General features: G+C 39.7%; 28 protein-coding genes. 9 read left to right on the top strand and 19 right to left on the bottom strand.

Features of this window, described 5'->3' with window-relative positions:
- Positions 1–18: 18 nt before the first annotated feature.
- Entirely contained in the window at positions 19–474 is a 456-nt protein-coding gene (locus ACCB35_RS08660; RefSeq protein WP_374056562.1) for a pyridoxamine 5'-phosphate oxidase family protein, read from the bottom strand.
- 187 nt (positions 475–661) lie between these two features.
- On the opposite strand from ACCB35_RS08660, the gene ACCB35_RS08655 reads away from it, so the two are divergent.
- Together ACCB35_RS08655 and ACCB35_RS08650 are read left to right on the top strand one after the other, a co-directional pair.
- Positions 662–862 (top strand): YlaI family protein, encoded by a 201-nt coding sequence (locus tag ACCB35_RS08655; RefSeq protein WP_374056561.1) that lies wholly within the window; start codon positions 662–664, stop codon positions 860–862.
- Positions 852–1,295, top strand: coding sequence for a hypothetical protein (locus tag ACCB35_RS08650; RefSeq protein WP_374056560.1), 444 nt, complete (start codon positions 852–854; stop codon positions 1,293–1,295). Before ACCB35_RS08655 ends, ACCB35_RS08650 begins: the two co-directional genes overlap by 11 nt.
- Before the next feature lie 58 nt (positions 1,296–1,353).
- Here ACCB35_RS08650 and ACCB35_RS08645 read toward each other — a convergent pair whose 3' ends face one another.
- Together ACCB35_RS08645 and typA are read right to left on the bottom strand one after the other, a co-directional pair.
- The gene (locus ACCB35_RS08645) at positions 1,354–1,662 is read right to left on the bottom strand and encodes a YlaH-like family protein (protein WP_044337532.1); all 309 of its coding nucleotides are present in this window, start codon (positions 1,660–1,662) and stop codon (positions 1,354–1,356) included.
- Between the two features lie 23 nt (positions 1,663–1,685).
- On the bottom strand, positions 1,686–3,524 hold the full coding sequence (gene typA / locus ACCB35_RS08640; RefSeq protein ID WP_044337533.1) for a translational GTPase TypA: 1,839 nt from the start codon (positions 3,522–3,524) through the stop codon (positions 1,686–1,688).
- Positions 3,525–3,812: 288 nt separating this feature from the next.
- Between typA and ACCB35_RS08635 the strand changes: the two genes are divergently transcribed.
- Positions 3,813–4,001: a YlaF family protein gene (locus ACCB35_RS08635; protein WP_374056559.1), complete on the top strand. Its 189-nt coding sequence runs from the start codon at positions 3,813–3,815 to the stop codon at positions 3,999–4,001.
- A gap of 45 nt (positions 4,002–4,046) precedes the next feature.
- On the opposite strand, the gene ACCB35_RS08630 is transcribed toward ACCB35_RS08635, so the two are convergent.
- Positions 4,047–4,844, bottom strand: a complete 798-nt coding sequence (locus ACCB35_RS08630; protein ID WP_374056558.1) for an inositol monophosphatase family protein — start codon at positions 4,842–4,844, stop codon at positions 4,047–4,049.
- Between the two features lie 312 nt (positions 4,845–5,156).
- Positions 5,157–5,351, bottom strand: coding sequence for a hypothetical protein (locus ACCB35_RS08625; RefSeq protein ID WP_044337535.1), 195 nt, complete (start codon positions 5,349–5,351; stop codon positions 5,157–5,159).
- A 180-nt stretch (positions 5,352–5,531) separates the two neighbouring features.
- Here ACCB35_RS08625 and ACCB35_RS08620 point away from each other — a divergent pair, with 180 nt between their 5' ends.
- Positions 5,532–6,152, top strand: coding sequence for a YktB family protein (locus ACCB35_RS08620; RefSeq protein WP_374056557.1), 621 nt, complete (start codon positions 5,532–5,534; stop codon positions 6,150–6,152).
- Positions 6,153–6,212: 60 nt separating this feature from the next.
- Here ACCB35_RS08620 and ACCB35_RS08615 read toward each other — a convergent pair whose 3' ends face one another.
- Together ACCB35_RS08615 and ACCB35_RS08610 are read right to left on the bottom strand one after the other, a co-directional pair.
- Positions 6,213–6,485: a UPF0223 family protein gene (locus tag ACCB35_RS08615; protein ID WP_044337537.1), complete on the bottom strand. Its 273-nt coding sequence runs from the start codon at positions 6,483–6,485 to the stop codon at positions 6,213–6,215.
- Between the two features lie 33 nt (positions 6,486–6,518).
- Positions 6,519–7,475 (bottom strand): NAD(P)H-dependent flavin oxidoreductase, encoded by a 957-nt coding sequence (locus ACCB35_RS08610; protein ID WP_374056556.1) that lies wholly within the window; start codon positions 7,473–7,475, stop codon positions 6,519–6,521.
- A 489-nt stretch (positions 7,476–7,964) separates the two neighbouring features.
- Here ACCB35_RS08610 and ACCB35_RS08605 point away from each other — a divergent pair, with 489 nt between their 5' ends.
- A complete protein-coding gene (locus ACCB35_RS08605; protein WP_044337539.1) occupies positions 7,965–9,434 on the top strand; it encodes an aminotransferase class I/II-fold pyridoxal phosphate-dependent enzyme in 1,470 nt (489 codons plus the stop codon).
- Positions 9,435–9,529: 95 nt separating this feature from the next.
- On the opposite strand, the gene ACCB35_RS08600 is transcribed toward ACCB35_RS08605, so the two are convergent.
- From ACCB35_RS08600 to ACCB35_RS08590, 3 genes are all read right to left on the bottom strand, one after another.
- Positions 9,530–9,649, bottom strand: a complete 120-nt coding sequence (locus ACCB35_RS08600) for a GapA-binding peptide SR1P (RefSeq protein ID WP_082051137.1) — start codon at positions 9,647–9,649, stop codon at positions 9,530–9,532.
- A gap of 273 nt (positions 9,650–9,922) precedes the next feature.
- Positions 9,923–10,762: a polysaccharide deacetylase family protein gene (locus ACCB35_RS08595; RefSeq protein ID WP_374056555.1), complete on the bottom strand. Its 840-nt coding sequence runs from the start codon at positions 10,760–10,762 to the stop codon at positions 9,923–9,925.
- A gap of 65 nt (positions 10,763–10,827) precedes the next feature.
- Positions 10,828–11,076: a hypothetical protein gene (locus ACCB35_RS08590; protein ID WP_044337541.1), complete on the bottom strand. Its 249-nt coding sequence runs from the start codon at positions 11,074–11,076 to the stop codon at positions 10,828–10,830.
- A gap of 311 nt (positions 11,077–11,387) precedes the next feature.
- Between ACCB35_RS08590 and ACCB35_RS08585 the strand changes: the two genes are divergently transcribed.
- Positions 11,388–11,780: a hypothetical protein gene (locus ACCB35_RS08585; RefSeq protein ID WP_052504422.1), complete on the top strand. Its 393-nt coding sequence runs from the start codon at positions 11,388–11,390 to the stop codon at positions 11,778–11,780.
- 114 nt (positions 11,781–11,894) lie between these two features.
- Here ACCB35_RS08585 and lpdA read toward each other — a convergent pair whose 3' ends face one another.
- The 5 genes from lpdA to ACCB35_RS08560 form a co-directional block, all read right to left on the bottom strand.
- Positions 11,895–13,304 (bottom strand): dihydrolipoyl dehydrogenase, encoded by a 1,410-nt coding sequence (gene lpdA / locus ACCB35_RS08580; RefSeq protein ID WP_299740571.1) that lies wholly within the window; start codon positions 13,302–13,304, stop codon positions 11,895–11,897.
- Between the two features lie 4 nt (positions 13,305–13,308).
- The gene (locus ACCB35_RS08575) at positions 13,309–14,655 is read right to left on the bottom strand and encodes a dihydrolipoamide acetyltransferase family protein (RefSeq protein WP_374056554.1); all 1,347 of its coding nucleotides are present in this window, start codon (positions 14,653–14,655) and stop codon (positions 13,309–13,311) included.
- A gap of 159 nt (positions 14,656–14,814) precedes the next feature.
- Positions 14,815–15,792 (bottom strand): alpha-ketoacid dehydrogenase subunit beta, encoded by a 978-nt coding sequence (locus ACCB35_RS08570; protein ID WP_044337544.1) that lies wholly within the window; start codon positions 15,790–15,792, stop codon positions 14,815–14,817.
- Positions 15,793–15,795: 3 nt separating this feature from the next.
- Positions 15,796–16,911, bottom strand: coding sequence for a pyruvate dehydrogenase (acetyl-transferring) E1 component subunit alpha (pdhA, locus tag ACCB35_RS08565; RefSeq protein WP_044337545.1), 1,116 nt, complete (start codon positions 16,909–16,911; stop codon positions 15,796–15,798).
- Positions 16,912–17,427: 516 nt separating this feature from the next.
- On the bottom strand, positions 17,428–18,087 hold the full coding sequence (locus tag ACCB35_RS08560) for a YkyA family protein (RefSeq protein WP_374056553.1): 660 nt from the start codon (positions 18,085–18,087) through the stop codon (positions 17,428–17,430).
- Between the two features lie 329 nt (positions 18,088–18,416).
- On the opposite strand from ACCB35_RS08560, the gene def reads away from it, so the two are divergent.
- The gene (gene def / locus ACCB35_RS08555; protein WP_374056552.1) at positions 18,417–18,971 is read left to right on the top strand and encodes a peptide deformylase; all 555 of its coding nucleotides are present in this window, start codon (positions 18,417–18,419) and stop codon (positions 18,969–18,971) included.
- Between the two features lie 43 nt (positions 18,972–19,014).
- Here the strand turns inward: def and ACCB35_RS08550 are convergent, their stop codons facing one another.
- The gene (locus tag ACCB35_RS08550; protein WP_374056551.1) at positions 19,015–19,785 is read right to left on the bottom strand and encodes a Cof-type HAD-IIB family hydrolase; all 771 of its coding nucleotides are present in this window, start codon (positions 19,783–19,785) and stop codon (positions 19,015–19,017) included.
- A gap of 969 nt (positions 19,786–20,754) precedes the next feature.
- Between ACCB35_RS08550 and ACCB35_RS08545 the strand changes: the two genes are divergently transcribed.
- Both ACCB35_RS08545 and rnjA read left to right on the top strand, forming a co-directional pair.
- Positions 20,755–20,961: a DNA-dependent RNA polymerase subunit epsilon gene (locus tag ACCB35_RS08545; RefSeq protein ID WP_044337548.1), complete on the top strand. Its 207-nt coding sequence runs from the start codon at positions 20,755–20,757 to the stop codon at positions 20,959–20,961.
- A gap of 4 nt (positions 20,962–20,965) precedes the next feature.
- Positions 20,966–22,633 carry a ribonuclease J1 gene (rnjA, locus tag ACCB35_RS08540; protein WP_044337549.1) on the top strand — a complete coding sequence of 556 codons (1,668 nt, stop codon included), beginning with the start codon at positions 20,966–20,968 and terminating at the stop codon, positions 22,631–22,633.
- A 48-nt stretch (positions 22,634–22,681) separates the two neighbouring features.
- Here the strand turns inward: rnjA and ACCB35_RS08535 are convergent, their stop codons facing one another.
- The 3 genes from ACCB35_RS08535 to ACCB35_RS08525 all read right to left on the bottom strand — a co-directional run bounded on the left by ACCB35_RS08535 (position 22,682) and on the right by ACCB35_RS08525 (position 25,885).
- The gene (locus ACCB35_RS08535; RefSeq protein ID WP_044337550.1) at positions 22,682–23,338 is read right to left on the bottom strand and encodes a TrkA family potassium uptake protein; all 657 of its coding nucleotides are present in this window, start codon (positions 23,336–23,338) and stop codon (positions 22,682–22,684) included.
- A gap of 125 nt (positions 23,339–23,463) precedes the next feature.
- Positions 23,464–24,477 (bottom strand): cytochrome d ubiquinol oxidase subunit II, encoded by a 1,014-nt coding sequence (locus tag ACCB35_RS08530; RefSeq protein ID WP_374056550.1) that lies wholly within the window; start codon positions 24,475–24,477, stop codon positions 23,464–23,466.
- Positions 24,478–24,547: 70 nt separating this feature from the next.
- Positions 24,548–25,885, bottom strand: a complete 1,338-nt coding sequence (locus tag ACCB35_RS08525; protein WP_374056549.1) for a cytochrome ubiquinol oxidase subunit I — start codon at positions 25,883–25,885, stop codon at positions 24,548–24,550.
- Positions 25,886–26,067 lie beyond the last annotated feature (182 nt).

Genomic DNA, 26,067 nt, shown 5'->3' with positions numbered 1-26,067 from the left:
ATGAAAAAGCTTAGGGTTCTAAGCTTTTTTCATGGCTTCTATTACTTGACGGTCCAAACGGTCTGCGGCCGTCTTATCATATGTCTTCTCATAGGCAGGTTCTGACGATATTTTCGATCCATAGAACATGACGTCTCTTACTTCATTGATAGCAAGTTTAACTAGCGCCAGCTTTAAAGGGACCCCTTCCAGCTTCTCCTCTTGGACCACTGCTTTTCCGCTTATGGAATAGGTCGATTCATTTGCAATCAAATTCACAACTGCAAGGGAATTATTCTTAATATTCTCTACAATCCTGGAACGTTGATCAACAGCAAATAACAACGTGTGTTCATCCTTCGCAAGTATCCAGGAAATCGCACTCACATTGGGTCCATGAGTTTCAAAATCAACGGTAGCGAGCGTAACAAACCGCTCTGATTGAAGTACATCAAATAGTGCAGGAATTAAGCTGGATTCCACTTGATTAGCCATACAACCCCCCCTTATGAGGCCTCATTTTCTCTGTAAGCGTTTCATTTCATTCGTGATTCATCTTGATTATACTATACCAAACTCTAATGATAAAAGCATACAGGAAAGTTAAATAAAGCGTTTGACTTTACTACATGATATACTAAAAAGACTAAACTTATGATTAGAACAAATAGAGGTGTAATGTATGAGAGTAAAATGTGCTTTATGTGAAGTGATAGAAAATATTGATGATTATTCCTTGCAAGCAAAGAAATTGCGGAACCGCCCCATCCATACGTATATGTGTGACAAGTGCCATGAGCGTATCAAAGAAAAGACAGAGGAACGTGTGTCTACCGGGAATTTCAGATTTTATCGTTCACCTCAAGTAGAAGATGACTTTTAAACAAATCGGTTCTGGAACTATTATCGGTCTTGTTTCAGGTACCCTATTAGGATTATTCCTAAAATGGATGCAAGGAATGACAGGCATCAAGGTATATGTCCTTTTATTGAATGTTGATTTCATTCCCGTGTTCGGTGATAAAGACTTTCCTGAATGGATGGAGTTTTTGTTCCATTTGGTTATTTCATGTGTGATCGGGGTAGTGTTGGTGTACATGATGGAAAGGCTGAACGTTTCTGGTAAAGGCGCTTGGATCCTTTCCTTTGCCCTAACAGCGCCGACTGTGTTCCTATATTTCCCTCTTTCATACCTGGCGATTAAAGATGTACCCGGTTTACTGTATGGAGAGGCAATTATCTTGTGGACAGCAGGACACCTTCTTTACGCACTGTCTTTACCCCCGCTTTATTATCTATTTTCTGTACGTGGTTAATCCACATAACGAAAAAAGCTGTAGTCTCACCATTAGAGACTACAGCTTTTTTTCATTCTTAAAACGTGCCTTTTTTCTTTTCGTTCGTTAGACGCACCTTATATATTATCAAGATTAGAGCCGCAACGACTAATCCTTCGGCAACCGGCAAGAAAATTCCGAGAAACGTTAATACGGTACATCCCAAAATGAGAAAAGTATAAATCAAAATCGATTTCATTACTGGCAGCTTCTTCGCAAAACCGAGCTTGTAAACTAAGATTGAGAGCCCAACTATGGTTATATAAAGCAACCACATACCCATTTCCGCGTTTTGGTCAACACGGTAAAGGGATGCGAAAAAGGACAAACGCTCTGTTACATCCATTTCCTACTCCCCCTTCACTTAGTTTATTGAGAAACTTTACTTTTCTTTTCTGCTCTTTCTCGTTCATTCTTATCAAGAATCTTTTTACGAAGACGGATTGATTCAGGTGTTACTTCGCAATACTCGTCATCGTTTAGGTATTCAAGAGACTCTTCTAATGTCATGATTCTTGCTTTTTTAATGGTTACGGTTTGATCCTTGTTAGCAGAACGAACGTTTGTCGCTTGTTTAAGCTTTGTGATATTAACGGTAATATCATTTTCTCTTGTATGTTCCCCAACAATCATCCCACCATAAATTTCAGTACCGGATTCAACAAAGATAATACCGCGGTCTTCCACTTGCATGATTCCGTATTGGGATGCTTTACCTGTTTCCATGGATACTAATACACCTTGACGACGTCCGCCAACTCTACCTTTTTGCAGGGGCTGGTAGCTGTCGAATGTGTGATTGATGATACCATATCCACGAGTAAGAGTCATAAATTCGGTTGAGTAACCAATTAATCCACGTGCAGGCACCATAAACATTAAACGGACTTGTCCATTCCCGTTGTTTACCATATCCAGCATTTCACCTTTACGTTGACCAAGGGATTCAATGACTCCGCCCATGTATTCTTCAGGAATATCAATTTGAACACGTTCTACAGGCTCACTCTTCACTCCATCAATCTCTTTGATGATAACCTGAGGTTTTGATACCTGTAATTCGTAACCTTCTCGGCGCATGTTCTCAATCAGGATTGAAAGGTGCAGCTCTCCACGACCTGAAACCGTCCATGCATCAGGTGAATCTGTTGGTTCAACACGTAAACTTACATCTGTTTGAAGCTGAGCTAATAAACGTTCTTCGATTTTTCTTGAAGTAACAAATTTACCTTCTCTACCTGCAAATGGGCTGTTGTTCACTAAGAATGTCATTTGAAGTGTAGGCTCGTCAATACGAAGAACCGGAAGTTGATCCTGATGTTCAACAGGACAAACCGTTTCACCAACATTAATGTCTTCCATTCCGGAAACAGCGATCAAATCACCCGCTTTTGCTTCCTGAATTTCTTCACGTTTCAATCCGAAGAAACCGAAGATTTTAGTTACACGGAATTGTTTAACAGAACCGTCAAGCTTCATTAATGCTACCTGCTGGCCAACCTTCATTGTCCCTCTGAACACACGTCCTATTCCAATTCGACCAACGTAATCATTGTAATCGAGCAATGCAACTTGGAATTGCAGTGGATCTTCAGAGTTGTCTACCGGTGCAGGGATGTGCTCAATGATTGAGTCATATAAACACTGCATGTTTTCGTCTTGTTTTTCCGGATCCGGATCTGTACTTGCTGTACCGTTGATAGCCGAGGCATAGACAACAGGGAATTCAAGCTGTTCATCATTTGCATCCAATTCAATGAATAATTCCAGAACTTCATCGATTACTTCTTCCGGACGCGCTGAAGGCTTGTCAATTTTATTTACAACTACGATAGGTGTAAGGTTTTGCTCAAGTGCTTTCTTAAGAACGAAACGAGTCTGAGGCATACATCCTTCATACGCATCCACTACTAATAAAACACCATCTACCATTTTCATGATACGTTCAACTTCTCCACCAAAATCAGCATGTCCCGGGGTATCAAGAATGTTGATACGAGAATCTTTATATTGAATCGCCGTATTTTTCGCTAAGATCGTAATACCGCGTTCTCTCTCCAAATCATTTGAATCCATCGCGCGTTCAGAAACTGTTTCATTTTCGCGGAAGATTCCAGATTGCTTTAAAAGCTCGTCTACTAATGTCGTTTTCCCGTGGTCAACGTGAGCAATAATAGCAATATTTCTAAGATCATTTCTTAATTTCATATTTCCACTCCTGAATATTGGATTTCTTTATTATGTTAAAGATAATATATTTCAGTTCAACTAGACCATTATATCACAGCATCAAGAAAAGCCCTAATAAATATTTCATTTGCCTATCCGTCAACTAATAGTTTCCGTAATCACTTGGGTCACACCCCTCTCCCTCTTTGTCTACTATACCCATTGCACATTATTCATTTGATAGGTAGAATTTAATTGGGAGAGCTATAAAATATGTATAATATTAATAAAATCAGGAAAATGATTTTTGATTTTTTTGGAGGTTTTATGATGGGAAATATTAAATGGATTTTTGTATTATTTTCTTTATTAGCTGCCGTTTCCCTTATGGGTATTGCGATATCAATCAGTTTACAAAGCATCCTGCTTGCTTCTGTAAGCTTAATTTTTCTATTTATTGTGATGGGATTCGGTTTCAAAACAAAGAAAAAATACCGTGAAGAAGGTCGATTGTAGACAGAAGAAGAGAGACGCGGCAAAAATATTGCCGGTCTCCCTTCTTTAGTTCTTCCGTCCAAGATAGTCAGTCAAGATGGTTTGGTGCAGTTTTGGTTTCCCTACAAAAACCGAGCTTTTATTCAATGGGTTTAAGGGATCCCCATTAAGGTCTGTCACAACTCCCCCAACCTCTTCAATCATAATCTTTCCGGCTGCGAAATCCCAAGGAGCCAAACGCATTGTTAAGTAAGCATCCAATCTACCTGAAGCAACATATGCCAATTCAATGGCGGCTGATCCGTAGGAACGAGTTCCCCTTACATCCTTCACGAGTGGCGAAAGAATTGTTCGGTCAATTCGTTTATTCTCAGTCACCCAAAGTGCATTCAAAGCTACAATTGCATCTTGAACAGGTACTGGATCAAGCTCGGGCAGCTTCACATCATTCATATAAGCCCCATTACCCTTACTTGCAAAATATAGCTCATCATGAACAACATCATATATGTATCCTAATTTCCCTGCTTCTCCATCATAGATCCCGATAGAGATGGCAAAATTCCGTTGTTGGTGAACAAAATTCATCGTTCCATCGATAGGATCGATTATCCACGTTATACCTGATAACTCCTTAAAGTCATCCCCATAACCTTCTTCACCGAGGATTTGATGACCAGGGTAAGTATTCCGGATGTTTTCTGTAAAGAATTGCTCTGTTGCTTCATCCATATCGGTAACCAAATCATTTCGGTTCGACTTTGTCTTGATATTCAATTCTTCCTTGAATGATTGACGAATCTTCTCTCCAGCTTCCCGTATCCACGTTCTAACATTTTGATCTAATTCCGTCCAATTTGTCATTGATAACTAGCCTCCAATATGTGTAACAATCAACTTATTACAATTATTAATATGGTCGTTTTCATTAGATCCGACTCATACTCATTCTCTAAACAAAAATCGCAATACACTTCTTCTTCTATAGCTAAATAGCTTAATGGAAATAAGAGACTGTTTCAAGTTATTTACCTCGTTGCTCATCGCAAATTAGACATGATCTAAAACGGGAGTATCTATGACCACAAAAAAGCGAACTCTTTATGCCTTTGAGCTCGCCGTTCAACTGTTGAATCATATCAAAATACTTTATACCCACCTGAAAGGATTAAAGCTTTATAAGGCCTTCATTTTCATTAGCTCTTCTCGAATACTCATGAGTTTCTGTTTGGACTTGGTCTGGGTTTCTTTATTCTTCGTTTGAATTGCTTCGAACAAAACAGCTAATTCATAATCCATTTCAAGTCTTAATACATTCATCCTTTGCTGCTGGACATCACGTTTTTTAGAAGTGTTCATTACTTGTTTCATGGCCATACACCCCTTCCGAGTTTTCGATTTATCTGATTGTTCTGATAATATTTACTACATGTTATGAAATATCCTCTCATCTTGTAACTAAAATGTGCAGACACCCATGGATAAATCAATCGACTACAAGCTTGCACTACATTATGTTAAGATATTGGTGGTAAATAAGGAGGATTCAACATGAAATTCAATGGTTTCAAACAAGAAGATTTTCAAGTTTTCACTATTAATGGGTTAGAAGATCGAATGACTGCCATTCAGGAACAGATTAGGCCAAAACTTGAAGATTTAGGCGAACATTTCGCACCCACTTTAAGCGCATTAACAGGAGATGAAATGTTCTACCATGTGGCTAAACATGCACGTCGATCGGTTAACCCTCCTGATGATACCTGGGTAGCGTTTGCGAACAACAAACGGGGTTATAAAAAACATCCACATTTCCAGATTGGATTATGGGAAACGCATGTTTTTATATGGTTTGCAATGATCTATGAAGCTCCAAATAAAGTTGAATTCGGTAGAAAGGCTGCAGAAAGTGCGGATAAGATAAGATCATTGATCCCTGGTCACTTTGTTTGGTCTGGAGATCATACAAAACCAGATGCTACACCTTTTTCTTCTATGTCACAGGATGAATTCATTGCTTTAACTGAAAGAGTACAAAATGTTAAAAAAGCCGAACTTCTATGTGGACTTCATCTTGACCGGGATACAGCTATTAAGCTGAATGGTGATGAATTTATCCAGGAAGTTAATAGTGCCTTTGAAACACTTTTACCCCTTTATAAAATGAACTAAACCATATAAGTGTTGTCAATAATGCATAAAGAACGACTGCTAAAAATAGCAGTCGTTCTTTTAGTTCATTGAAATTTTGTCAGCGTCTTGAAGTTCTTTCATTTTCTTTACGACTTTATAAGAAGAATAGCCGCTTGATTCTTCAAACTCATTACAAATTCTCTTTTCCTCTGCCTTACCTGGTACGATTTCCTTAAATCGCTTATACCTATCCATTAAATCATCTCTTGAGACGCCTTTTTCATAGGCTTTTTCAATGGCTTCAAAAAAGGCAATAACATCAATTACTTCTTCCGTAGACCAGTCTATATCGAAAGGGTATTGGTATTCCATAGTTCAAACAACTCCTTGATGAATGATGATGTGTTATTTCCATTCCTTGCGAATGTTCTCTGATTGGCGGATCATTCGTTGAATGAGATCCTTAACAGATGGGATATCATGGATTAAACCCATCACTTGTCCAGCCCACGCAAACCCCTCGTCTATTTCCCCATCGTAAATGTATCGTTTATTGGCTTCACCGCTTATGTATGATTTTAATCCTTCATATCCAGCGTCCGATGTTTCAGCATCCAGTATCTGCTTGGTCCATGTGTTGGAAATGGCTCTTGCCGGAGCCCCTAAAGATCGTTTGATGACTACTGTACCACTCTCGTCTCCTTCAATCAAGGCACGCTTATAAACATCAGAAGCATGTACACATTCTTTTGTAGCAATAAACCTTGTACCCATCTCAACTCCTTCAGCACCAAAGCTGAGGGCAGCCATTAACCCTCTACCGTCTCCAACACCTCCCGAAGCAATGACCGGAATAGAAACAGCATCAACGACCCTTGGAATCAAGACGAATGTACCGATATCATCTTTCCCTAAGTGGCCTCCCCCTTCTTGTCCAACCACCATAACGGCATCCGCACCTAGTTCTTCCGCTTTGATAGCCTGTCTTTTTGAGGAAACTAATACAAGCTTAACAATGTTCTTCCCTTGTAGTTGTTGAAACAGGGGCGTCGGGTTTCCTCCTGTAACGGAAACGACCGGTACTTTCTCTTCAATGGCAACGTCCACAAATTCACTAAAGGGGCGTCCATGTTGACCGATGGCAAAGTTTACTCCAAACGGATTATCTGTTAACGACCTTACTTTTACGATTTCTTCACGAAGCTGTTCAGGATTGTCCAGGGACATTGCAGTGATCTGGCCAAGTCCACCCGCATTCGACACTGCCGCAGCCAGTTCTGCATATGCCAGATGAGCCAAGCCACCTTGTATAATTGGATATTGAATGTTTAATAACTCTGTTACCCGTGTTTTCCAATTCAATTGAATCCCTCCATTCATTCATCTATTCTCGATGGAGTGCGTGAAATCCTTTTCTTGGTGGCAGCATAATAAAAAAGATACTTTGAACCTGATTTGTATGAATTACCGCGTTAAAATTGGAATGCAGTGTAGATTTTTGGCTCATTCGAGTGAAACGTACGTTTCACTCGCCTTTCAGCAATGCTGAAAGGTCGTCCGGTGGTAGAGAATCCCCAGCCCAAGCGAGCTTGGGCTGGGGATTCTCTACCACCGGACGGAAATGAGCCAAAAATCATCGGTTTCTAATCTTTATTATTGTGCTATGAAATACAAAATAAACCATGGTTAGGCATATGCCACTATGCAAAGATTTTCTTAAGTGCTATAATTCATTTGTTTGTTGAAATCTCTAAAGAAAATGTATGAAATTGTGGTCATAATCCTATATAATAATATCTTTAGCAAGTTGGTTAATTGTGTTATCAAGAATATAAAGAGGTGTTGAATGAATTGTCTCAGAATGAAACGCCGTTGTTTACCGGCTTAATTGAACATAGTAAAAAAAATCCCGTCCAATTCCATATTCCAGGTCATAAAAAAGGGGCAGGTATGGATCCTGATTTTAAGGATTTCATCGGGGAGAATGCCCTTTCCATCGATTTGATTAACATCGGTCCTTTAGATGATTTACATCAGCCCAAGGGAATGATAAAAAAAGCTCAGGACCTTGCCGCCGAAGCATTTGGTGCCGATCATACATTCTTCTCAGTTCAAGGAACAAGTGGTGCCATTATGACAATGGTAATGAGTGTATGTGGACCTGGCGACAAGATCATTGTTCCTAGAAACGTCCATAAATCGGTTATGTCTGCAATTGTATTCTCAGGAGCTATTCCTATCTTTATCCACCCGGACATTGATGAGGACTTAGGTATCTCTCATGGAATCACAACAGATGCTGTAGCCAAAGCATTGGACCAAAATCCCGATGCCAAGGGTGTTCTGGTCATAAATCCAACTTATTTTGGGATTTCTGCAGACCTTAAGAAGATTGTAGAAATCTCCCATTCATATAATGTTCCAGTACTTGTGGATGAAGCTCATGGCGTTCATATACATTTCCATGATGAGCTACCCCTTTCAGCAATGCAGGCAGGTGCTGACCTAGCGGCTACCAGCGTTCACAAACTTGGCGGTTCTATGACTCAGAGCTCTGTCCTTAACATGAAAGAGGGACTTGTTTCATCGAAACGGGTGCAAACCATTTTAAGTATGTTGACGACCACTTCGACTTCCTACTTATTACTGGCTTCCCTCGATGTTGCCAGAAAACGGCTGGCCACTGAAGGACATGAGCTCATCACCAAGACGATTGAACTGTCGCAGGATATTAGAAGACAGATCAACGAAATTGACGATTTGTACTGTGTTGGTGAAGAGATCCTTGGAACGAAAGCTACCTATGCCTATGATCCAACAAAATTGATTGTGTCCGTGAAGGATTTAGGGATCAGTGGATTTGATGCTGAGAAGTGGCTACGGGAAGCTCATAATATCGAGGTTGAGATGTCTGACCTTTATAATATCCTTTGCATCATCACACCTGGTGACACCGAGGTTGAGGGAAATCAATTGGTCATTGCTTTAAAAGAACTTGTGACAAGTCTTAAGAAACAGGGAGAAATGACACCTGTTAAAGTGATGCTCCCTGATATCCCGGTTCTCTCCATTACTCCCCGGGATGCGTTTTATGCAGATACCGAGGTCATTCCAATTGATGAGTCTGTCGGAAGAACAATCGCTGAATTTATTATGGTCTACCCTCCAGGAATTCCGATTTTCATCCCCGGTGAAATCATCACACAGGAAAACATCAATTATATTAAAACCAATATAGAAGCAGGTCTGCCAGTACAAGGACCTGAAGATTATGATTTGCGTCACTTGAGAGTAATTAAAGAGCACAGAGCAATAAGATAAACAAAAAAGGATGAAGAAGGTCCCACCCTTCTTCATCCTTTTATTTATTAGAACCCCTTTAAGACACTTTCACTCCCTGCTCCCCTTAGCAGGTATCAGTCGTCTAATTCTTTGTCGTCGTTGCAGTCACAGCAGTTAGAGAATAAAACAGAAACCTTCTCATCCTCATAATGCTCGATAGTGCCAAGACATGATTGACATACAATTGTTCCCATCTTTTTTCCTCTCCTTCGCGATGTTTTTTGTAAACGCTTTATCTTATCTGCTTCTATAATAATATAACACATTTAAAATATCAAGCCTAAATTGTATAACATATTTAACTTTTTATTCTTTTAATTAACCATACTATTAAACATTAAACTATATGTAAGTGTTTTCATTAACATGAACAGTTTTTTAAAGAAATTCAAAGAGTTTTTGCACATTTTCGTAGGCGCAATGAAAAAAGCTGCATAAAGAAGAGATTCTTCATGCAGCTTTAAGAGTTATTCAATGGTTTTTATTCTATTTGGATCGAGAGTCTCATATCCCTTATTCCGAAGGCCTTTAACAATATCGGATAAGCCCTCGCTCGTCCATGTGCGATCATGCATGAGAAGATTTGCTCCATCATTCAGGTAAGGGCTGTTAACCATAATATCGGTGATCGCATCTTTGTTCTGATATTGCTTTTCCCAATCATATCCGTATGTCCAGTTCATCAGTGACATCTTTTCTTCTGCTGCAATTTGTCGGCTATAGTCAGTATTCTGACCAAATGGAGCTCTGAAGAATTTAGGTCGTTCCCCAATGATGGATTCAATAAGATCATTTAGGGACACAATCTCTTCTTTTTGTTTTTCAGGACTGATTTCTTTCAGACTGCTATGACTATACGTATGATTTCCAATCGTAAATCCCATGTCATGAATCTTTTTTAAAGTCTCTTTTTCTTCAGGTGTTTCAAGAAAATGACCATTTACAAAGAAGATAGCCGGAGCGTTCAGCGCTTTAAGATCTTTTGCCATTTGTAAGGCGTGTTGATCTGGTGCATCATCGATCGTAAGGAGAACTACTTTAGGATTCGCATCACCTATAGGATTAATGCTCCAGTTATTTTCATTGATCGTATAGTCCTTTGTTTGAACTACCTCTTCTGAAGGTTCACTTGTCTCTTCCTGTTCAGTGTTTTTCTCTGCTGAAGAGTCAACCTCAGTTGTCTTGCCGCTTTCTTCTTCCATTTCAGAATGATCGGGTTTCTTGGTTTCTTCGTTGGTGGTTGTTGGTTCACCGGAACATGCTGTTAATAGTAGTAGGGTTAAGCCGGTTGCTAAAATCTTTTTCATGTCTCTCACCTTTCCGTATTCACTTTGAATATTTTAACATATTCTTAAATGAATCTGGGAAAGAATTAAAATATTTCCATTACATTTTCAAATACAACTTTGAAGGCAAAGAAACACGTTAAACTGAAAGATGTAATAAATAAGGTCAGCTTTCTTGATTGAACGATTTTCTTGGCGGCTATAAAAGCTAAGTAAAAGAATATAACAAACATTATCCACTTATATTCTAAATGATCTTTATCAGACATCCATTCAGCTATATAGAAAACACTCCATAAAATCATTTGAACCAAAAACGCAATATACGATTTCATGTTTATTACACCCTTTAAGTGATTTATTTTAAACTTCCTTCTTTTTTATTTACCCCTATTCATGAATTGAAACCTGACGATTAGATAATAAAGTCTTAGAATAACCTTCAATCGTCGTATTAATGTGGTATTAATATAGTATATTCTTTTAAGATTACTTTCATTATGTATGTCTTTTCAATTATGTAACATTTCAATGACTTGACCCTTTTACGATTTTTCATATGATAAAATGTGACGTAAGATCAGTATAAAAGTTATTTATTTACAAATTAAAGTTCATAGCATCGTTTAAGAAAAGAGGATGATGTATGAAACATACACTCACTTTATCAATATTAATCATTTCCACGATGTTGCTTTTGACTTCATGTGACTATATTTCTTCGAACAAGGTTGTTTTAGCAGAAGATCAATTTATAGAAAAGCAGGTTATATTCTTTACGGATGAACGCAACGTTTCTAAAGAAATACCCTATTACGATGCAATCATTGAGCTGAAAAAACAATATCCTGATGACCTTAAACGTTTGAAGGTTGTCAGCCTCAATACTGAGGCACCTAATGAAATAGCAGATTCTCCCCCGACTTCACCTGCAATCGTAGTCGTAGAAAATAATCAGGTCATATGTAAAGTGGAAGGCGATATTTCCAAAGAAGACATTATAAAACCCGTTTCAACTGCAATTGAAAGTTGGGAATAATAACAATTGTAAAAAAGGGATTGAAGCGCATTATTGCTTCAATCCCTTTTATTCTTGATAACAAATAAAAAAAGGATGATCCCAGCAAGCTGGGATCATCCTCGATTTGTTACATTATTTTACGATATGAATTGGGCTACCCATAGCAACTTCTGCTGCTTCCATGGAAATCTCACCTAATGTAGGGTGAGCATGGATCGTCATCGCAACGTCTTCAGCAGTCATACCTGATTCAATCGCCAGTCCTAATTCAGCTATCATATCTGATGCACCGGAACCTACGATTTGTGCTCCGATAATTAATCCGTCTTCTTTACGAGTAACAAGCTTCATGAAACCATCACTCGCATTAAGAGCCAATGCACGGCCATTAGCAGCGAATGGGAATTTAGCAGCGATCACTTCGATGCCTTCTTCTTTCGCTTGCGCTTCAGAATAACCTACTGTCGCTAATTCAGGATCTGTGAAACACACAGCAGGAATACCAAGGTAATCGATTTCTGCCGGTTCACCTGAGATGACTTCAGCAGCAATTTTACCTTCGTAAGAAGCTTTGTGAGCAAGTGGTGGTCCATCCACGATGTCACCGATTGCGAAGATGTTAGGGATGTTCGTACGGCACTGCTTATCAATTTTGACAACACCGCGGTCTGACATCTCGATGCCAACTTCTTCAAGACCGATTTCATCCGTATTTGGACGACGGCCAACTGTTACAAGCACGTAATCAGCTTCAACCGTTTTCTCTTCACCTTTTACTTCATATTTAACGACAACGCCGCTATCGCTCTCTTCAACGCCTTTAGCCATTGCTTTCGTTACAACCTCGACGCCTTTTTTCTTAAGACCTTTTTTCACGACCGTAGTCATTTGCTTTTCGAAACCGCTAAGGATATCGTCGGCACCTTCTAAAATCGTTACTTGGGATCCAAGGTTTGCGTAAGCAGTACCAAGTTCAGTTCCGATGTAACCTCCACCGATTACCACAAGCTTCTGTGGAATTTCAGTAAGAGCAAGAGCTCCTGTTGAATCGATGACGCGTTTTGAGAACTTGAAGCTAGGGATTTCGATTGGACGTGAACCAGTTGCAAGTATCAAGTTTTTGAACTTGTATGTTTGAGCAGAGTTGTCGTCCATCACACGCAATGTATTAGTATCTACAAGGTAAGCCTCACCGCGTACGATTTCTGCTTTGTTTCCTTTAAGAAGACCTTCAACACCGCCAGTTAATTTCTTAACAACTCCAGCTTTCCACTCTTGAACTTTATCAAAATTCACTTTTACATTTTCAGCTACGATCCCCATGTCATCAGAATGTTGAGCCTGATGAAAACGGTGACCCGCTGTGATTAGAGCTTTAGATGGGATGCAACCAACGTTCAAGCATACTCCACCCATGTTTTCTTTTTCGATGATTGTCACTTTTTGCCCCAGTTGCGCTGCACGGATTGCAGCAACATATCCTCCGGGACCTGAACCGACTACTATAGTATCTGTTTCAATTGGGAAATCTCCTACTACCATTGTATTACGCCTCCATTAATAATAATTCTGGATCGTTCAACAAACGCTTGATATGGTTAAGTGCATGTTGAGCAGTAGCTCCGTCGATCATTCGGTGATCGAAGCTCAATGATAATGCTAACACAGGTGCGGCTACAATTTCACCATTTTTAACTACAGGTTTTTCTGCAATACGTCCGACTCCAAGGATGGCAACCTCTGGATGGTTGATTACTGGAGTAAACCATTGTCCACCGGCAGAACCAATATTCGTGATTGTACATGAAGCACCTTTCATTTCATCACCTGAAAGCTTACCATCACGAGCTTTTCCAGCCAGTTCGTTAATTTCATTTGAAATTGAGAACATGGATTTACGATCAGCATTTTTCACAACAGGTACTAATAGTCCTTTGTCAGTATCCGCTGCGATACCAATGTTGTAATAATGTTTTTGTACGATTTCGCTCGTTGAATCATCAATAGATGTGTTTAGAGCCGGGTATTCACGTAATGCACTTGTTAATGCTTTAACGATGTATGGTAAGAATGTTAATTTAATACCTTTTTCAGCTGCAACTTCTTTGAACTTCTTGCGGTGAGCCCAAAGTTTTGTCACATCGATTTCATCCATTAATGTTACGTGAGGAGCTGTATGTTTAGAGTTAACCATTGCTTTGGCAATTGCTTTACGCATACCACTCATTTTCTCGCGAGTTTCAGGGTATTCACCCTCTGGTGCTTTAGGAGCAGCTTTTTTAGAATCAGCTTCTGGTGCTTTTTCTTCTGTTTTAGCTTCTTCAGCAGTTTCAGCCGGCTTAGAATCTCCGCTTAAGAAAGCATCGATATCTTCCTTGACAACACGTCCGTTTTTACCAGAACCGGATACTTGGCGAATTTCCACGCCGTTTTCTCTAGCGTATTTACGAACGGAAGGCATAGCGATGACACGCTTATTAGAATCAACTTCAGAATCTTGACTTGTTGCTTCTTCCTTTGTTTCAGGAGCAGCTTCTTTCTTGACATCTTGTCCAGATTCAGCAGATCCTTGAACTTGACCTTCTGTTTTCTCGTCAGCTTTAGGAGCTTCTTTCTTCTCTCCATCGTCACCTTTGAACTGAAGATCTTCGTATCCAGGAGCATCGAACTTAATCAGTGTGTCACCTACAACCGCTACAGTACCTTCGTCAACAAGAAGTTCTTCAACTGTTCCTGCTACCGGAGATGGAATTTCTACTACTGCTTTATCATTTTGGACTTCACATAGTACATCGTCTTCTTCAACTTTATCGCCAGGCTTAACAAACCATTTTACGATTTCACCTTCATGAATACCTTCACCAATGTCTGGTAATTTGAATTCGAATGACATGGACTCTACCTCCTGTATTGAATAATGATTAAAAATAGATGAATGTAATATTTATCTCTGTCTGATTTTCTTATATCTACAATTGGAAAAGAGAAGGGTGGATTGCCCTTCTGTTCTCCTTTGAATATCTAGGGGGGAGCTATAAAAACTCCTTACCCATTAAAAGTTAAGTACTTTTTTCGCAGTTTCAAGCACGTCTTTATGGTTTGGTAACCAGATTGGCTCCGCTTGGGAGAATGAGTACACTGTATCTGGTGCCGCTACACGAAGTACTGGTGCTTCAAGACTAAGAATCGCACGGTCATTGATTTCAGCAACCACGTTCGCTGCGATACCAGCTTGTTTTTGAGCTTCTTGAACAACGATGGCACGGTTTGTTTTCTCAACAGATGCCATAATCGTATCGATATCCAGCGGGCTAACCGTACGTAAATCGATTACTTCGACTGAATGTCCTTCTTTTTCCAGTTCTTCAGCTGCTTTTAATGATTCGTGTACCATTGCTCCGTAAGTAATGATGGAAAGGTCTGTACCTTCGCGTTTAACATCCGCTTTACCAAGTTCGATCGTGTATTCCTCTTCTGGAACCTCTTGACGGAATGAACGGTATAATTTCATGTGCTCTAAGAAAATGACAGGGTCATTATCGCGAATGGATGAAATTAATAAACCTTTTGCGTCATATGGTGTTGATGGAATAACAACTTTCAGACCAGGTTGCTGAGCCATCAATCCTTCTAAGCTGTCCGCATGAAGTTCTGGAGTATGTACTCCACCACCGAATGGGGAACGGATTGTGATTGGGGAAGTATACGTTCCACCTGAACGGTAACGCATACGCGCCATTTGTCCACTTACTGAGTCCATTACTTCATATACGAAACCGAAGAATTGGATTTCAGGTACTGGACGGTATCCTTCTAATGCTAAACCGATTGCTAAACCACCGATTCCTGATTCTGCTAGTGGAGTATCGAATACGCGGTCTTCACCGAATTCTTTCTGAAGTCCTTCCGTTGCACGGAATACACCACCGTTTAGACCTACGTCCTCACCAAAAACTAAAACGTCTTCGTTGTTGCGTAGTTCTGTGCGCAGTGCATCAGTGATCGCTTGAATCATTGTCATTTGCGCCATGGCTTATTTCGACTCCTTTTCTTTGTAGATTTCTAATTGTTCTTTCAAGTTGTAAGGAAGCTCTTCATACATATTGTTAATGAAATCAGTAACTTTTTGTTTAGGAGTTCCGTCTGCTTCTTTAATCGCTTGTTTGATATCTTCTTTCGCTTCTTCAATCACTTCGTTTTCTTTCTCTTCACTCCATAATCCTTTACCTTCCAGGAATTTACGGAAACGCACCAATGGATCTTTCTTTTCCCAGTCAGTATCCATTTCTGAAGTACGGTAGCGAGTTGGATCATCTCCAGCCATCGTATGTGGTCCATAACGGTAGCAAAGTGTTTCGATCAATGAAGGACCTTCACCATTTACAGCACGATTACGGGCCTCTAATGTAGCTGAATACACTGCTAATGGATCCATTCCATCCACTAATATACCAGGGATACCAGCTGCAACTGCTTTTTGCGCGATTGTACGGCCGGCTGTTTGCTTATCACGTGGTGTTGAGATGGCGAACTGGTTGTTTTGAACAACGAAAATCGCTGGAGCTGCGTACGCACCTGCAAAGTTAATACCTTCGTAAAAATCACCTTGTGAAGATCCACCGTCGCCTGTATATGTAACGGCAACAGCTTTCTTACCACGTTTCTTAAGACCCAATGCTACTCCGGCAGTTTGGATGTATTGAGCACCGATGATGATCTGTGGTGATAATACATTCACTCCTTCTGGAGGCTGATTCCCTTTGAAGTGTCCACGTGAGAATAAGAACGCTTGAGCCAAAGGAAGACCGTGCCAAACGATCTGTGGAACATCACGGTAACCAGGCAGGATCCAATCTTCCTTCTCTAGAGCAAAGTGAGAAGCAATTTGTGATGCCTCCTGTCCGGCTGTTGGTGCATAGAAACCTAAACGTCCTTGACGGTTCAGGGAGATTGATCTTTGATCAAGAATACGAGTATAAACCATACGACGCATTAATTCCTGCAGATCCTCATCAGAGATCTCCGGCATTGCATCTTCGTTTACTACTTCGCCTTCTTCGTTCAAAATTTGGAACATTTCAAACTTGTCTTCAATTTGTTCGAGCGTCTTAACTGCATCGAATTGTGCCTTCTTTGATTTAGAAGCCATCGAAGTCACCTATCCTTTCTTTATACATTTATTTTGGTTTTTTTACATACAAAGTTTAGATTACCCAAATTCAGTATGACCTACCACAATACTTGAGGATACACACACTATTAGTAGTTTTCCACAAATACCAAGAAAGAAAACCCGAAATTACATTCGAGCTTATCTGTATCAGTCTAAATTCCATAAAGACTAATACAATTCATAAATACCTTTACTAGTTTACAATATAGAAATTCAGGAAGTCAACGACAAAGTATTATAAATTAATGATTCCAAACAACCTTCAAATTTTTTCTGCCATTTCTTTTCAAAACTGTATCAATACTTCCTCATCTACTGTTATATATAAACATCGGAAACAATCGCATCTGTTATAGAGTAAGAATACCGTAATTCCTCATAAACCCATTATGACCTTGAGACTTGATAGGGATTCAGAATATTTTTTAAGTGAAATGACAAAAAAAGTGGTAGATGAGGAAGTTTTCCTCTTCTACCACTTTTTATCCATCATTATTCTGAGTCTTTCACATCAAGACCGGCATTGGAATAAAATTCTTGTTTTAGCTTATTAAATTCTTCTGTCTTTTTATTGTAGTCCCCGTTGAACTTCACTATTTTTTCATATTGTTCATTAATAGAAGAGATTTGTTTCTCAAGCTCTTCCATTGTAAGTTCTTTCTTTTTGAACATATTATAAAGTTCTTTATCCAGAGACAGCACATCCAGATAAGAAGATGTTAGCTTTTCATGAAGCTGATAGCGTTCTTCCATCGTTTTCCCCAGCTTTTCGGCTTCTTTTTTAAGATCTTCGTTTTCTAACTTATCTACATATTCGTCTGCTTTCGCAAACTCTTCTTCGGCTTCACTCATGGACGCACGCTCTTTATCTATGTATTCTTTTCTTTTTTTGATGTTTTCCAGAGCTTCGTCGGAAAGTTTTACAATTTGGTCAAACTCTTTCATCCCAAGATCCATAATCTTAGTATAAATTTCTTTTTCTTTTTCTTCTAACTTCTGAAGAGGCTTTTGAACTTCAACATATTGCCCTTCTTTGGATACTGTTTCTTCAAGAACATTGTACATATTCTCCTCGGGTGAAGAACCACCAACACAGCCCATCAATACAAAGATAGCGGCTCCTAAAATGAAAGCAAAACGAAATTTCGACACAACTAGATCCCCCTTAACTATTTACCACCTTCTACTATATCTATGTCTACAACATTTGACAATAGGGATTTACAACTGTGGAAAAAAATGTCGATTAGACAATTCTTCCTATTAAAATGATTATGTCATTTAACTGGTGAGTATTCCACCTTAAACCTGATTCGTTAACTTTTCCGATGTAAAATGATAGACTATTATCATACATAGTAGATTATCTTAATATATAAAGTAGAGAAGTGATTGATCATCAGGCCATGTCTTCAAGTGTTATTTAAGGACATTTATTGCCTATCCGTTCATATCTCTATTGTACCTGAGGAGGAAGATCAATGATTACGATGAATGACATCATCCGGGAGGGCCACCCAACATTAACGATGGTGGCAAAGGAAGTGCCTATCCCGCCATCAAATGAAGACCGGGAAACATTAAGAAGCTTATTGGAGTATGTAATAAACAGCCAAAATCCTGAAACAGCACATAAGTATGGCCTTAGACCCGGGATTGGCCTTGCTGCGCCTCAAGTCAATATTTCTAAGCGGATGCTGGCTGTCAATGTGACAGACAATCAGGGGAAATTACACAGTTATGCTTTATTCAACCCGAAAATTATTAGTCACTCAATCGAGAAAGCTTATTTAACATCAGGTGAAGGTTGTCTGTCAGTAGATAGAAATGTCCCCGGATTTGTTCCTCGATACGCCAGGGTGACGGTAAAAGGCTGGGATGTGGATGGAAACGAAGTGAAACTGCGTTTAAAGGGATTACCATCCATCGTGTTCCAGCATGAAATCGATCATTTGAATGGAATCATGTTCTATGACCACATCAACCCGAATAACCCATTCGAGCCGATTCCGGATGCAATCGCCATTGAACGATAATAAAAAAGACTTCTTCCTGTTTTCCGAAGAAGTCTTTTTTCAATTAAATTAATTCCAGTTCCTTTAAACCATGGTATATTCCATTATCATCTACGTGTTTTGTAATCAAATTTGCATGTTTTTGTACTTCTTGGACGGCATTTCCCATGGCAACACCTGTACCAACGGACTGAATCATTTCAATATCATTTAATCCGTCTCCAAACGCGTAAACGTCTTCCATTTTAAAGCCGAGCTTAGCGATCATCTTTTTAATGCCTTCTGCTTTCGATCCACCTTTTGGCAGGATATCCATTGAGTACTGATGCCAGCGAATGAACGTGAAATCATTGTATTTCTCCCGATAAAAGCTCTCTTCTTCTTTTGTACAAAACAACAAGGATTGATAAATATCTCTCCCTTTATAAAATTCAGGAGCATAATCAGGATGTGGAAATTTTAAACTTCTCATACTCTCTTCAATATATTCATGGTGTTTTTGGTTTGACTTCATCGTTTCATGGTTTAAGTGAACCACCGGATGTTCCTTAGAATACGTATCCTCCAGTAACTCTTCCAACGTCTCTATTTTTAATGGATTAGTATAGATGACCTCATTTTCAAAAACCACATATTGACCATTGAATGAAACAAAGGATTCAATCCCTAACTCTTCCCTCAGACTCTCATACATAAATGGGGCTCTGCCAGTTGCAATCGCTACATAAGTGCCGTTTGATTGTAGTGTTTGGATGGCTTCTTTCGTTGCTTGAGGCAGCTTCTTATCGTGGTCAAGCAGTGTACCATCTATATCGAAGAAAACTATTTTAGACATAACCGTTCTCCTTTTCATACATTATCGATCTTTCATCTCTTTTACCCGTTGTTTAAAGTAATCCTTTACGGCTTAAAAGTCAATGAATGAGCCCAAACAGCTTCATTTACCAAACTTAACCATGTAAGAGATTCAATAAATTCCGTACAATATAAGTAAGACAACAGAGACGTCGGTATTTATTGTTCCTTTACTTCAAAGGAAAATCTCGGTAAACTATTGATAAGGAGTGATCCACCATGTTAAAGAAGCTCAGGAAAAAGCTTTTAAAACAGTGGAAAGAATTGCTTAGAAAAAAAACGATTGCATAGTTTTTTTATCTGCTGAACGAAATCAGGCAGTCACACTACTAAAATACATGTCATTCGGCTATACTGTCATACGTTTACACAAATAATAAGGGACTGATGCCACTAGTGAGCTTTTTCGTCTCCATTGGTTCAGTCCCTCTTCTCTATTTTTGTAATGTTTTAATGAAGGATTCTTGCAAAAACTTTATTTACATGAAAGAATCCTTTATAATTTATAGCATACATAAACAAGATGATTCATCCCTATTTAAATGATAGGTTCATTTCGAAGAGTTAGAGTTAGGACTGCCCGCTATGGTGAATTCTCGTGAAAGATGGATTTCACTCACCTTTCATACATACTGAAAGGTCGCCCTGTGTTAAGGAAATGATACTTTTATCAATCGTTTTTTTACCACAGGGCGTAAATGAGCCATATATGAACATAGTAACTGTTCAGACCACAATGGTATATCTATACCTATTAGCAGGGAAACCAGCCCTCTAATGTCCAGCTCCAGCGTCTAGCCTATTCTTCATAATCCACACACATCCCTCAACCGGATTAAGGTTTTATGCGGATAGGGTTTATGACGCCGCTTTTGTTATGTAGTTGATAACTTTTTTATCATAGATGAAAGTTAGATTTTTTGAAAACGGATAAGGAGAGAGAAAAAACATGATTTTTAAAGTATTTTATCAAGAAAGTAAAGCAGAAGTGCCTGTTCGCGAATGCACTCAATCTCTTTACATGGAAGCAGATTCAGAACGTGAAGTACGCCTGAAATTAAAAGACAAACCGTATAACATTGAATTCGTACAAAAGCTAGAGGGCGCTTTTTTAGAGTATGAAGAAAACCATCATTCTTTCGAGTTGGAGCAATAATTAAATGAAATTTGTCAAGAATGACCAAACCGCAGTATTTGCCCTTGGCGGTTTAGGTGAAATCGGTAAAAACACATACGGCGTACAATTCCAAGACGAAATCATCCTGATCGATGCAGGAATCAAGTTTCCTGAAGACGAACTGCTCGGCATCGATTACGTAATCCCAGACTATACGTATCTGGTGAAGAATGCAGATAAAATCAAAGGGCTTTTCGTGACACATGGACATGAAGACCATATTGGTGGAATCCCCTATTTACTTCGCGAATTAAACATCCCGATTTACGGCGGGAAGCTCGCACTGGGACTTATTAAAAACAAGCTTGAAGAGCACGGTTTATTACGAAATGCGAAACTTAATGTAATCAAAGAAGATGACATCGTTAAATTCCGCAAGACGTCCGTAACCTTCTTCAGAACGACTCATAGTATTCCGGATTCATACGGAATTGTCGTGAAAACACCACCTGGTAATGTTGTACACACAGGTGACTTTAAATTTGATTTCACGCCGGTTGGTGAACCCGCGAACTTAACCAAAATGGCTGAAATCGGAAAAGAAGGCGTACTTTGTCTTCTATCTGATAGTACAAACGCTGAAGTTCCAAACTTCACAATGTCGGAACGTAAAGTCGGAGAAAGCATCAATGACATTTTCCGCAAAGTGGACGGTCGTGTTATATTCGCTACTTTCGCTTCTAATATTCACCGTTTACAACAAGTGGTTGAAGCAGCTGTCTTTCATAATAGAAAAGTCGCTGTATTTGGAAGAAGCATGGAAGCGGCCATTACGATCGGTCAAGAATTAGGGTATATCAACGCCCCTAAAGATACATTCATTGAACATAACCAAATAAATCGTTTACCTGCGAATGAAGTCGCGATATTATGCACAGGTTCCCAGGGTGAACCAATGGCTGCATTATCAAGAATCGCAAACGGTACTCACCGTCAGATTCAGATCCAGCCTGGTGACACAGTTGTATTCTCTTCTTCACCGATCCCTGGAAATACGATCAGTGTAAATCGTACAATCAACCTATTATATCGTGCTGGAGCAGAAGTCATTCATGGCCCATTAAGTGATATCCATACATCCGGTCATGGTGGACAACAAGAGATGAAGTTAATGCTCCGCCTGATGAATCCTACCTTCTTTATGCCGATACATGGTGAATTCCGCATGCAGAAGATGCACGCACAGCTTGGTGTAGATTGTGGAGTACAGCCTGATAACTGCTTCATAATGGACAATGGTGAGGTACTTGCATTAAGCAATGACTCCGCACAAGTTGCTGGTAAAATCCCTTCTGGAAACGTCTATATCGACGGAAGCGGTATTGGTGATATCGGTAATATCGTCCTTCGTGACCGCCGTATCCTTTCTGAAGAAGGCTTAGTCATCGTAGTGGTAAGCATCGATATGAAAGATTTCAAGATTGCTTCTGGACCGGACCTGATTTCAAGAGGATTTGTGTACATGCGTGAATCAGGTGATCTTATCAATGAAGCTCAAACACTTATTTCTAAACATCTGAACAAAGTTCTTGAGAGAAGAACTTCTCAATGGTCAGAAATCAAAAATGAAATCACAGATACACTGGCTCCATTCCTATATGAAAAAACAAAACGTCGTCCTATGATTTTACCAATCATTATGGAAGTCTGATCTACCAAAAAAGAGGCTGACCCGATATAAAGGGCAGCCTCTTCTTTATTATAAAACCTTCTTTTCAAAACGGTTAATATCCGTATCCGCCCCGATTACGATCAGGATATCTCCTTCACGAATCTGTTCATCGGCTTGGGGCGACACAATAATATCCTTTTGCCTTTTAATCGCCACAATATTGATTCCGAATTGAGCACGGATATCCAGATCGATCAACGAGTTCCCGCTCAGGTTTTCATTCGCCACAATCTCCACGATGGAGTGCTCATCCGATAGCTCTAAGTAATCCAGTACATTATTCGAAACGATATTATGAGCAATCCTTCTTCCCATGTCGCGCTCTGGATGAACGACTTGGTTCGCACCTATTTTCCGTAATACTTTTTCATGATAATCATTTTGAGCCTTGACTGTAATGTTCTTCACCCCGATTTCTTTCATCATCAAGGTAGTTAAGATACTGGATTGGATATCGTCCCCAATAGCCACAATGACGTGATCAAAATTTCTGATTCCCAGGCTCTTTAAAACGGATTCATCCGTTGAATCTGCCACTACCGCATGAGAGGCAATAGAAGAGAATTCATTTACTTTATCTTCATCCTGATCAATCGCCATAACTTCCATGCCTTGATCGGATAATGAACGTACAATACTGCCTCCAAATCGCCCTAATCCAACAACCACAAACTCTTTTTTCACCCTACATCCCCCCGCACTCTATATATTCTATATTTTAGCACAAAAAAAAGGAGAAAATGAAATTTCTCCCTGTCGTTCCCTGTATTAAATTTAGAGGAGCATTTTAACAACACCCTCTTCCATCATCACTTCTTACCTTTAACATAATCTGCATCAAATAAAAACAGTCTCATTAACAAGTAAAGAGATGGAATCAATAATAGCAACCCTGCTATGAAGACGATTACCAGTGCCATTCCCATTGTTGGATTCGTTACACTCGTTTCAATCGTAATGAACGGTTTTAGAATATAAGGTAAATGCGATGCACCGTAGCCAAAGAAGGCAAAGAAGAATTGCAGCATAACCAAAATAAAGGCAGTTCCAAAATTCTTACGCAGATAGATTAAGAGTGATGCACCGAAGAAGCATAGGAGTGATAACCCAAACATCCACCAAATATCAATGGCCTTTGTAAAATGCTCTGCATTATGCTCTCTTAAAGACACAAACACTAATAAGCTTGCTAGAATGGTCGGTGGACTCCAAAACAGAGAAAACTTTCTTAATTCCTCCCTGGAATCCATATCCCCTGCACGATTTGCATAATAGGTTAGAAAAGTCGCACTAATAAATAACACCGACACAATGGAGAGGGCCACCACACTCCATGAATAAGGACTGGTAAAAAGCTCCCCGGCCAGGAAGATGACCTTATCTCCCTTTTCTTCCAGAAACCCGCCTTCTGAGATCGTTAATGCCGTCGATAGAGAAGCAGGAATTAATAACCCGGTTGCTCCGTATAAAAACAGATACACGATATTATCCTTTGAGCCGTAATTTCCAAATGCATAGAAGCTTCCCCTTATGGCAAGCAAGATGATGGCGATACTTCCCGGAAGTAATAATGCCGTTCCATAATAATAGGCTGCGTCGGGAAAAAAACCGACAAGACCCACAAAGAAGAAGACAAAAAAGACGTTTGTTACTTCCCATACCGGAGAAAGATATCTGCTGATCAACACGTTTAATGTATGCTCCTTGCCTTTCATTCTTCCATAAAAGGCGAAGAAGCCAGCCCCGAAATCAATCGATGCCACAATAAGGTACCCGTAAAGGAATATCCACAATACGGTAATCCCTACTACTTCCAAACTCATGCCCATTCCTCCCTTAAAGCTTGAAGCCCCTTCTCCTCGACTACTAAAGAAGGAGCCCTTTTATTTCTCATTAACTCGCTTTCTTAGGAAAACGTTGTTCTAATTCCGCCTCTGCAGGCTTATTTTTAAACATTTTGATTAATACAACCACACATAGCACGCCCAGGAGGATATAGAGACCAACAAACAATGCAAACGTCAAGCCTACTCCATCGGCTTTCGTTGCAGCATCTGCCACTTTCATATACCCTCTCATGATCCACGGCTGTCGCCCCACCTCGGCATAAATCCAACCAAATTCAATCGCCAGCATCGCAAGTGGTCCACTCGCTACAATACCCCATAAAAGAGGCTTGTTCCATTCATTTCGCTTCTTCCACTTCCAGAATAAAATAAATGCAGCTGAAATAAAGATACTGTAAAATCCAATTGATACCATCAGGTCGAACATATAGTGAATCCATAAAGGCGGCCGTTCATCTTCAGGAAATTCATTCAGACCAATAACCTCTGTTTCAAAAGAACTCCCTGCCAGAAAACTTAAGAATCCGGGTAAGCGTATCTCATTATGGACCTCATTATTTTCATCCAGTGTTCCAAATACGATCAGATCCGCATTCTCTTCCGTTTCAAAGTGCCATTCTGCTGCGGCGAGCTTCTCAGGCTGATACTCTGCCAGGAATTTGGCTGATAAGTCCCCTGCCAAAGCAGTGGCAAAAGCGAAAATCAGTGCAGAAACCATCGTTAAACGCAGGGCTTTCTTATGATACTCCCCGCCTTTCTTACGAAGAATCGCAAATGCCGTAATCGCCGCCAACACTAAAGCAGATGTTAAATAGGCAGTCGTCAATACGTGAAACACTTTTGTAGGAGTTGCCGGATTCAACATCGCAGCAATCGGATCGATATTAATTGCTTTCCCATTTTCCAATTCAAACCCTTGAGGAGTGTTCATAAACGCATTTACCGTCGTAATGAACAACGCAGAAGCTGAAGAACCAATCATAACGGGAATCGTCAGCAGCCAGTGAATCCACTTATTCTTAAATCGGTCCCAAGTATAAAGATAGATTCCTAAAAAGATAGCCTCAAAGAAAAACGCAAAAGTTTCCATAAACAAGGGCAGGGCAATCAACTGTCCGGCCACCTGCATAAACGAAGGCCATAATAAGGACAGCTGCAACCCTATGGCTGTACCGGTTACAACCCCCACCGCAACTGTAATGGTAAATCCCCTTGCCCATCTTCTAGCAAGCAATAGATAATGGGGATCATTCCGTTTGATCCCCATAAACTCTGCAATGGCAATCATGATCGGCACCCCTACCCCAATCGTCGCAAATATAATATGGAATGCAAGGGTTGTCGACGTGAGCATTCTACTCAAAATCACACTATCCAAAACCATTCACTACTCCCCCTACCGAATTACTTTTTTTCGTAAACAGCTCTTTCCTCCTGTTTATCACTTATGGTCCATTATAAAACCTGAAAATGAGTTTGTGATGTGTTGAACATGAATATTTTGTGACGTTTTTCACAAACATTGGTTCTACCTTTATATTAGGGGTTTTTAGGGTGGTTGGCAAT

The sequence above is a fragment of the Rossellomorea sp. FM04394 genome, from assembly GCF_041889765.1.
Lineage (GTDB): Bacteria > Bacillota > Bacilli > Bacillales > Bacillaceae_B > Rossellomorea > Rossellomorea aquimaris_B.
Note: the sequence above shows the minus strand (reverse complement) of the source record. Positions and strands in the feature narration are given on the sequence as shown.

What these genes read in the sequence shown, in the direction of transcription:
- ACCB35_RS08620 (WP_374056557.1), top strand. Translation starts at nt 5,532, where the DNA reads ATGAAATTCAATGGTTTCAAACAAGAAGATTTTCAAGTTTTCACTATT.
- def (WP_374056552.1), top strand. Translation starts at nt 18,417, where the DNA reads ATGATTACGATGAATGACATCATCCGGGAGGGCCACCCAACATTAACG.
- ACCB35_RS08600 (WP_082051137.1), bottom strand. Translation starts at nt 9,649, where the DNA reads ATGGGAACAATTGTATGTCAATCATGTCTTGGCACTATCGAGCATTAT.
- rnjA (WP_044337549.1), top strand. Translation starts at nt 20,966, where the DNA reads ATGAAATTTGTCAAGAATGACCAAACCGCAGTATTTGCCCTTGGCGGT.
- ACCB35_RS08530 (WP_374056550.1), bottom strand. Translation starts at nt 24,477, where the DNA reads ATGAGTTTGGAAGTAGTAGGGATTACCGTATTGTGGATATTCCTTTAC.
- ACCB35_RS08570 (WP_044337544.1), bottom strand. Translation starts at nt 15,792, where the DNA reads ATGGCGCAAATGACAATGATTCAAGCGATCACTGATGCACTGCGCACA.
- ACCB35_RS08650 (WP_374056560.1), top strand. Translation starts at nt 852, where the DNA reads ATGACTTTTAAACAAATCGGTTCTGGAACTATTATCGGTCTTGTTTCA.
- ACCB35_RS08575 (WP_374056554.1), bottom strand. Translation starts at nt 14,655, where the DNA reads ATGTCATTCGAATTCAAATTACCAGACATTGGTGAAGGTATTCATGAA.
- ACCB35_RS08625 (WP_044337535.1), bottom strand. Translation starts at nt 5,351, where the DNA reads ATGAAACAAGTAATGAACACTTCTAAAAAACGTGATGTCCAGCAGCAA.
- ACCB35_RS08645 (WP_044337532.1), bottom strand. Translation starts at nt 1,662, where the DNA reads ATGGATGTAACAGAGCGTTTGTCCTTTTTCGCATCCCTTTACCGTGTT.
- pdhA (WP_044337545.1), bottom strand. Translation starts at nt 16,911, where the DNA reads ATGGCTTCTAAATCAAAGAAGGCACAATTCGATGCAGTTAAGACGCTC.
- ACCB35_RS08525 (WP_374056549.1), bottom strand. Translation starts at nt 25,885, where the DNA reads ATGGTTTTGGATAGTGTGATTTTGAGTAGAATGCTCACGTCGACAACC.
- ACCB35_RS08590 (WP_044337541.1), bottom strand. Translation starts at nt 11,076, where the DNA reads ATGAAATCGTATATTGCGTTTTTGGTTCAAATGATTTTATGGAGTGTT.
- ACCB35_RS08635 (WP_374056559.1), top strand. Translation starts at nt 3,813, where the DNA reads ATGATGGGAAATATTAAATGGATTTTTGTATTATTTTCTTTATTAGCT.
- ACCB35_RS08655 (WP_374056561.1), top strand. Translation starts at nt 662, where the DNA reads ATGAGAGTAAAATGTGCTTTATGTGAAGTGATAGAAAATATTGATGAT.
- ACCB35_RS08595 (WP_374056555.1), bottom strand. Translation starts at nt 10,762, where the DNA reads ATGAAAAAGATTTTAGCAACCGGCTTAACCCTACTACTATTAACAGCA.
- typA (WP_044337533.1), bottom strand. Translation starts at nt 3,524, where the DNA reads ATGAAATTAAGAAATGATCTTAGAAATATTGCTATTATTGCTCACGTT.
- lpdA (WP_299740571.1), bottom strand. Translation starts at nt 13,304, where the DNA reads ATGGTAGTAGGAGATTTCCCAATTGAAACAGATACTATAGTAGTCGGT.
- ACCB35_RS08615 (WP_044337537.1), bottom strand. Translation starts at nt 6,485, where the DNA reads ATGGAATACCAATACCCTTTCGATATAGACTGGTCTACGGAAGAAGTA.
- ACCB35_RS08585 (WP_052504422.1), top strand. Translation starts at nt 11,388, where the DNA reads ATGAAACATACACTCACTTTATCAATATTAATCATTTCCACGATGTTG.
- ACCB35_RS08660 (WP_374056562.1), bottom strand. Translation starts at nt 474, where the DNA reads ATGGCTAATCAAGTGGAATCCAGCTTAATTCCTGCACTATTTGATGTA.
- ACCB35_RS08550 (WP_374056551.1), bottom strand. Translation starts at nt 19,785, where the DNA reads ATGTCTAAAATAGTTTTCTTCGATATAGATGGTACACTGCTTGACCAC.
- ACCB35_RS08630 (WP_374056558.1), bottom strand. Translation starts at nt 4,844, where the DNA reads ATGACAAATTGGACGGAATTAGATCAAAATGTTAGAACGTGGATACGG.
- ACCB35_RS08545 (WP_044337548.1), top strand. Translation starts at nt 20,755, where the DNA reads ATGATTTTTAAAGTATTTTATCAAGAAAGTAAAGCAGAAGTGCCTGTT.